At 71.2% G+C, this 7,007-nt stretch carries 8 protein-coding genes; 5 read left to right on the top strand and 3 right to left on the bottom strand.

Annotated features, from left to right (window positions below; all coding sequences use genetic code 11):
- Positions 1–950: hypothetical protein (locus GT354_RS09685; protein WP_161355865.1), on the top strand; the 950-nt coding region annotated here is incomplete at its 5' end.
- Here the strand turns inward: GT354_RS09685 and GT354_RS09680 are convergent.
- Positions 947–1,384, bottom strand: coding sequence for a Fur family transcriptional regulator (locus GT354_RS09680; protein WP_161355864.1), 438 nt, complete (start codon positions 1,382–1,384; stop codon positions 947–949). The genes GT354_RS09685 and GT354_RS09680 overlap by 4 nt on opposite strands.
- 123 nt (positions 1,385–1,507) lie before the next feature.
- Here GT354_RS09680 and GT354_RS09675 point away from each other — a divergent pair, with 123 nt between their 5' ends.
- From GT354_RS09675 to GT354_RS09665, 3 genes are all read left to right on the top strand, one after another.
- Positions 1,508–2,968 carry a catalase gene (locus tag GT354_RS09675; protein ID WP_161355863.1) on the top strand — a complete coding sequence of 487 codons (1,461 nt, stop codon included), beginning with the start codon at positions 1,508–1,510 and terminating at the stop codon, positions 2,966–2,968.
- A 243-nt stretch (positions 2,969–3,211) separates the two neighbouring features.
- A complete protein-coding gene (locus GT354_RS09670; RefSeq protein ID WP_161355862.1) occupies positions 3,212–3,637 on the top strand; it encodes a hypothetical protein in 426 nt (141 codons plus the stop codon).
- Between the two features lie 85 nt (positions 3,638–3,722).
- The gene (locus tag GT354_RS09665) at positions 3,723–4,997 is read left to right on the top strand and encodes a cation:proton antiporter (RefSeq protein ID WP_161355861.1); all 1,275 of its coding nucleotides are present in this window, start codon (positions 3,723–3,725) and stop codon (positions 4,995–4,997) included.
- A gap of 43 nt (positions 4,998–5,040) precedes the next feature.
- Here the strand turns inward: GT354_RS09665 and GT354_RS09660 are convergent, their stop codons facing one another.
- Both GT354_RS09660 and hisN read right to left on the bottom strand, forming a co-directional pair.
- A complete protein-coding gene (locus tag GT354_RS09660; protein WP_161355860.1) occupies positions 5,041–5,442 on the bottom strand; it encodes a CBS domain-containing protein in 402 nt (133 codons plus the stop codon).
- A gap of 235 nt (positions 5,443–5,677) precedes the next feature.
- The gene (gene hisN / locus GT354_RS09655) at positions 5,678–6,475 is read right to left on the bottom strand and encodes a histidinol-phosphatase (protein WP_161355859.1); all 798 of its coding nucleotides are present in this window, start codon (positions 6,473–6,475) and stop codon (positions 5,678–5,680) included.
- A 214-nt stretch (positions 6,476–6,689) separates the two neighbouring features.
- On the opposite strand from hisN, the gene GT354_RS09650 reads away from it, so the two are divergent.
- A partial coding sequence (locus GT354_RS09650; protein ID WP_161355858.1) for a hypothetical protein occupies positions 6,690–7,007 on the top strand: 318 nt, incomplete at its 3' end.

Below are 7,007 nucleotides of genomic sequence, written 5' to 3'. Positions count from 1 at the left end.
TGCCCGCGGCCGTCCTCGTGCGGCTGGACCGCCTTGCCCGCCCGCGTGCGGCGGCCGGCGCCTTCGAGGGGCTCGCCGCGACCAGGACGCTGCTGCGCACCCGCACGCACCCGTTGGTCGCGGCGCTGATCAGCCTGGACGAGAACGGCGGCCTGCGCGAGGAGGCGGTGGTCCGGCTCGCCGCCGAACCCGGTCCGATGGCCTCGGTGTTCCTGGCGTTGCGCACCGACGACTGGGTCGACTCGGTGCGGGAGCGGGCCACGGCGGCGTTGCTGTGGCACGTGGAGCCGGACGAGGTGCGGGTGGTGGTGCCGCTGTTGCACGCGATGCGGGGTCGCTCGCGCGCCGCGGGCGTGCTCGACGCGTATCGCGACGCGCTGCTCAAGGGCCCTGGGCTGCGTACCGTAGGAGGCGGCCTGGGCACCGCCGCGGAACCCGCGGTGCGTCGACTCGGGGTCGAACTGCTCGACGAGCGCGCGTTGTTGGCGGTCGCGCTGCGCGACGCGGACCACACGTGCCGAACCGCCGCCGGGCACGCGCTGCTTGCTCGACTGCGCGGTCGGGAGCGGCATCCGGTCGCGCTGCGGTTGCTGCGGGTGCCCGATCCGGGGGTGCGTGCGCGGGCGGTGGAGATGTTGCCCGCGGGCGTCGAAGCGGCGGCGCTGGTGGGGGCGTTGGCCGACCGCTCGGCCAAGGTGCGCGACGCCGCGCGGCGCAGGCTGCTGGCGGGCGGCACGGATCCGGCCGCCGCGTATCGCGACTTCCTGCGTACGCATCCGTCGCCCGGGCTGCTGCTCGGCCTCGCCGAATGCGGCGTGGACGAGGATTTGGACATATTGCACGCCCATCTCGACGCCGAACGCTCCGGCTTGCGTCGGGCCGCCCGAGCGGGCGCGGTGCGTCTGGTGCGGCGTACCGCGGATGCCGACCCGGGAGGGTCCGCGCTCTAGGTCGCGGACTTCGCCGGCCGGCCCGACGCGCAGTCGGGGCACACGCCTCGGAAGGTGACCTCGGCGCCGGAGATCTCGAAGCCGAAGCGCTCGGCCTCGGACAGGCCCGCGACCGGGTCGCAGTCCGGGTGTACGTCGCGGATCGTGCCGCACACGCCGCACACCAGGTGGTGGTGCGCGCTGCGCGCGTTGGGGTCGTAGCGCTTCGCGCGCCCGTCGGTGCCCACTTCGAGCACCTCGCCCAGTGCCACGAGTTCGTTGAGCGTGTTGTACACGGTCGCCCGGCTGATCTCGGGCAGCCGCGCACCCGCTCGGGCGTGCACGTCGTCGGCGGTCAGGTGGACGTGGTCGCCGTTCAGGACCTCGGCCACGACACGACGCTGCGCGGTCAGGCGCCATCCCCGTTCGCGCAGTCGTTCCAGAAGGTCGCTCATGTACATGACGATACACGGCCCTGGATTGGATCTGGTCCAATTACTGTTCTAGACAAAGTCCAAATCAGTGCGTAGGTTGATCTCCGGATCACCGCAGTCACACCACGGGAGACGGGCACCGTCATGACGCAGCAGACACCGCACACGCTGACCACCGAATCGGGCGCACCGGTGGCCGACAACCAGAACAGCGCCACCGCCGGTCCGGGCGGGCCGTTGCTGCTTCAGGACCAGTACCTGATCGAGAAGCTCGCCAGGTTCAACCGGGAGCGGATCCCGGAGCGCGTGGTGCACGCCCGCGGCTCCGGCGCCTTCGGCTACTTCGAGGTCACCGCGGACATGTCGCGCTTCACCCGGGCGCACTTCCTGGCCCGACCCGGGCGGCGCACCGAGGTGTTCACCCGCTTCTCGACCGTCGCGGGCAACCTCGGTTCGGCCGACGCGGTGCGCGACCCGCGCGGCTTCGCGGTGAAGTTCTACACCGAGGAGGGCAACTACGACCTCGTCGGCAACAACACCCCGGTCTTCTTCATCAAGGACCCGCTGAAGTTCCCGGACTTCATCCACACCCAAAAGCGCGACCCGTACACGGGCAGCCAAGAGGCCGACAACGTCTGGGACTTCTGGTCGCATTCGCCCGAAGCCATCCACCAGGTGACCTGGCTGTTCGGCGACCGCGGCATCCCGGCCTCGTACCGGCACATGGACGGCTTCTCGTCCCACACCTACCAGTGGGCCAACGCCGCCGGTGAGGCGTTTTGGGTGAGGTATCACTTCAAGACCGACCAGGGCATCAGGAACCTGACCGCCGAGGCCGCCGCGGAGCTCGCCGGCGCCGACCCCGACTCGCACCAGCGCGACCTGATCAACGCGATCGACGCCGGGGTCCACCCGTCGTGGACGCTCAAGGTGCAGATCATGCCGGTCGCCGAGGCGGCGCGGTATCGGTTCAACCCGTTCGACCTGACCAAGGTCTGGCCGCACGCCGACTACCCGCTGATCGAGGTCGGCCGGCTCGTGCTCGACCGCAATCCGGAGAACGTCTTCGCCGACGTCGAGCAGGCCGCGTTCAGCCCGGCCAACTTCGTGCCGGGCATCGGCCCGAGCCCGGACAAGATGCTCCAGGGCCGGTTGTTCGCGTACGCCGACGCGCACCGCTACCGGGTGGGCGTCAACCACACCCAACTGCCGGTCAACGCGCCGCGTGCCGCGATCGCCCGCAACCACGGTCGGGACGGGGCGATGGCGACCAACCCGGGCGGCCGGGCCAAGAACTACGAGCCGAACAGCTTCGGCGGCCCGAACGAGAGCGGCGCGCCGCTGTGGGCGTCGACCGAGGTGACCGGTCTCACCGGCACGCACGAGGCGCCGACGCACCGTGAGGACGACGACTACGTCCAGGCCGGAAACCTGTACCGGCTGATGACCGCGCCCGAGCAGGAGCGGCTCGTCGCCAACATCTCCGGCTTCCTGGCCAAGGTGTCGCGCGACGACATCATCGACCGGGTCGTGGGCCACTTCCGGGCCGCGGATCAGACCTACGGCGACCGGATCGCGGCGGCCGTGAAAGACCTCCGCGCCTGACCGATCCACCCCAAGACGCGTCGCCCGACACCTGAGCCGTGAATCGGTGTCGGGCGGCGTTTTATCCACTGTCGCCGATCTTCTCGTCGCCGTTGCGCGAGGAGTCCGCGGCCGCTGTACGAGGAGCCCGGGCGCGCCCGGGCTCCTTCGTCGTTTGCATGCTCCGCGTCATCGAATGGTAAAGTCTTCCCCAAGTCAATCGATGACGCGCGTCCGGACGCATCCGGGCGGAGGGGAGCACGTGTGCCGCAGCGGCCGGATCGCCTTTCGGTGCCGGTCGTCGCGCTGCTCTTGGTGCTCTCGCTCGTGGCCGCGTGCGGGGCGGGGTTCACCCGCGGCGAGGGCCTCGGTGGTTCGTTGCCGGTGGCCGCCGCCAACGTGCACGGCACGACAACCACCGGCGGACCGCACGGCACCGACCGCGCGCCCGCCTTCGTGCCGTCCTCGTCGACGCCCGCGGGACCCACCGCCACCGACGTCGAGCGGCCCGATCCCCAGCCCGAACCCGAGCCCGAACCCGGCCCCGGCCACGCGACGTTCGTCGCGGCCGGGCGCCCTGCCTCTCCCGAACGCGGCACGGTGCGCGCCGCCGCGGTGGAGCGCGACGTCCGCTCGGGGCACGGTTCGAATCCGCCCGCACGCGGCCCACCGGCGGTCGCCGGGACCTGACCCGGCCGCGGCCCGGTGCCGCGGCCGATTCGGTCCCCGACGACGCCCGTATTCGACCACCGCCCCTGGAAGGACGGTGATCTTCGTGCATCTCGCGGAGGCCCTGATCGCACTCGGCGGCGCGTTTCTCGCCGCCGGAATCCTCGCCCGAGCCGGCGCCCGCATCGGGTTGCCGACGATTCCGCTGTTCATGCTCGCCGGCATCCTGTTCGGCCCCAACACCCCCGGCATCGCCCTCGTCGACAACCCCGCCGACCTCAAGCTGCTCGGTGCCATCGGCCTGGTCTTCCTGTTGTTCTACCTCGGTCTCGAATTCCATCTGGACGACCTCGTGTCGGGCGGCAGGCGCCTGGTCGGGGTCGGCACGCTCTATCTCGTCCTGAACGTGGGCGGTGGTTTCCTGTTCGGCCTCGCGCTCGGGTGGGGGATCCGCGAGGCGATGGTGCTCGCGGGGGTGGTGGGCATCTCCTCGTCGGCGATCGTCACCAAGGTGCTCGTCGACCTGGGCCGGCTCGGCAACCCCGAAACCCGGCTGATCCTGGGCGTCATCGTGATCGAGGACGTCTTCCTCGCGCTGTACCTCGCGGGCCTTCAGCCGGTGCTCGGCCAGGCGGACGGCCTGGGCGCGGCCGCGCTCGACTTCGGCAAGGCGTTCGGCTTCCTGATCGTGCTCGCGTCGATCGCGCGGTGGGGCACCCGCATCGTCGGCCGGCTGATCTCGACCAAGGACGACGAACTGCTCGTGGTGATCTTCACCGGGCTCGCGATCCTGACCGCGGGCGTCGCGGAGGAACTGGGCGTCTCGGACGCGATGGGCGCGTTCATGATCGGCCTGATCCTGGGCGCGACCAAGAGCGCGCCGCGTATCCGCGCGCTCGTGCACCCGTTGCGCGACGCGTTCGGCGCGATCTTCTTCTTCTCGTTCGGGCTGTCGATCGACCCGGGCGACCTGGTGAAGGTGGCCGGTCCGGTCGCGCTCGCGGTGGTGTCGACCTTCGTCCTGAACGGGATCGCCGGGGTGGCCGCCGCGCGCATCCACGGCTTCGGCCGCACCGAGGCGTCCAACGTGGTGTTCACCATTTTGTCCCGGGGCGAGTTCGCGCTCGTGCTGGCGGCCGTCGCGGCGAGCGCGGGTGGACTGGACGCGCGGCTCGCGCCGTTCATCGCGGGATACGTGTTGGTGATGGCGGTGCTCGGGCCGTTGGCCGCGACGCGCTCGAAGCGGTTCGAGCGGGTGATCCCGGCGCGATTGTTCCGCGGCCGCGACGCGGGCGACGCGGTCGTGGTCACCGGCGAGGCCGACGAGGTCCGCGAGGTCGGTGACGGGGACCCCATGGAGCGGGTGGACGGCGTCCGTTGACCCGGACGCGGGCGACCGGGTCGCGGCCGGTCGCCCGCCGGGGTCAACCCACCAACTCCGCGGAGCGCTGGGCCTCGTGGATTTGGCAGCGGACGATGTCGCGCACGGAGATGATCCCGAGCACGTCGCCGCCGTCGAGCACGATCAGGTGGCGAAAGCCGCCGCGGGTCATCGCGGACGCGGCGTCGGCCAGGGTCCAGGTGGGCGTCGCGAAGACCACGTCGGACGTGAGGTGGTCGCCGGCGAACTCCACGTCGGGATTTTGGCCGGAGCCGATCGACACCAGGATGTCGCGCTCGGTCAGGATGCCCAGCCCCGACGTGTCGGGGTCGATCACGACCGCCGCGCCGATCCGGCGGGCGGCCATCAGGCGCGCGGCGGCGCGCAGGGTGTGGGCGGGTCCGATGGTCAACACGATCGTGCTCATGCCGTCGCGGACGAGCATGCGACACCACCTCCGTCGGGTGTTGTGTGGCAACGCGGGTCGTCGCTTGCGAACGAATTCACAAGTTCACAAGCCCCTGTTTTCACATAGTCACATGCACCCGAAGGTCAAGGGAAGGTATAGCGCCCATCTCACCCGAACGTGGGACGAAGGGCCCGTGGCGCGTCCAAGGCGCGGGCGCGCCGAGCACGGGGCCGGTGCTCGGCCGAGTCGGGGGCGATGCCGAGCGATGCGGTCAGTCGTGGGGGTGGGGTTCGCCCAGGCGCGCCAGGAGTTCGTCGTGCAGGAGGGTGTTGGAGGCGGCCGCGTTGCCGCCGGCGGGGCCCGGGGTGCCGGCCAGGGAGGTGAATCGGCCGCCCGCCTCCTCGACGATCACCGAGACCGCCGCGAGGTCCCACAGATTCACCTCGGGTTCGGCGCACATGTCCACCGCGCCCTCCGCGACGAGCATGTAGGACCAGAAGTCGCCGTAGGCGCGCGTGCGCCAGCAGGCCCGGGTGAGATCGAGGAAGTCGTCGAGTCGGCCGCGCTCCTCCCAGCCGCCCAGGCTGGAGTACGCGAAGGACGAATCCTCGACCGAGGACACCTGGGACACCCGGCAGCGCGACGCCTGGGTGAGGCTGCGCCCCGTCCACGCGCCCGCGCCCTTGGACGCCCACCAGCGACGACCGAGCGCCGGCGCCGAGACCAGGCCCATCACCGACTCGTCGCCGTCCATCAGCGAGATGAGCGTCGCCCACACGGGAACGCCGCGGACGAAGTTCTTGGTGCCGTCGATCGGGTCGATCACCCAGCGACGCGGACCGTGGCCGCTGGAGCCGAACTCCTCGCCGAGCACCGCGTCGCGCGGTCGGCCACGCCCGAGTTGGTGCCGAATGACCTCCTCGGCGGCCTTGTCCGCGTCGCTGACCGGGGTCATGTCCGGCTTCGTCTCGACCCGCAGGTCGAGCGCCTTGAAGCGGTCCATGGTGGTCGCGTCGGCGGCGTCCGCGAGAACGTGGGCGAAGCGCAGATCGTCGTCATAGCCGGGCATGACACGAACAGTACTGGCGCGTGCTCCCGGTGTCCGTGCGCCCCGCCCGCCGCACGCGCACGGACGCACTTACGCGCCGTCGCCGTCCCTCGTACGCTCGTTGTGCACAAGGCAGCGCCGAGGCAGCCTCGAGGGCCGGACCCGGCAGCCACAATCGACAACCGTTCACCCGGTCGTACCCACGAACCGGATGCGGAGGGAGTACGAGAGCGCGATGGCACTGTTCGGGGTCGGGCGCAGGACAGCACACGGCAACGAGGCCGTACCGGGACCCGATCTCGTTCGACCGCGTCGAAGTCTGGACGGTTGGACGTTGGAGGGCACACCGCTCGCGGACCGATTCGACCGGGAGGAACTGCGCGAGCTGGCCACGCTGTTGCACGGCGTGCACGCGCGGATGCATACCGCCTGGACCTACGAACGCGCGGCCGATCTGCTGGAGCGCGCGGGCGAGCGCCCGCAGGCACTCGCCGTCGTGGAGACGTGGTTCGCACTGCCCGACGACGCCCGCCGGACCGGCCCGGCCGCGACC

It is taken from the genome of Streptomyces sp. SID3343, from assembly GCF_009865215.1.
Classification (GTDB): domain Bacteria; phylum Actinomycetota; class Actinomycetes; order Streptomycetales; family Streptomycetaceae; genus Embleya.
The sequence above is the reverse complement of the archived record's forward strand: the minus strand, read 5'-3'. Positions and strand labels throughout refer to the sequence as shown.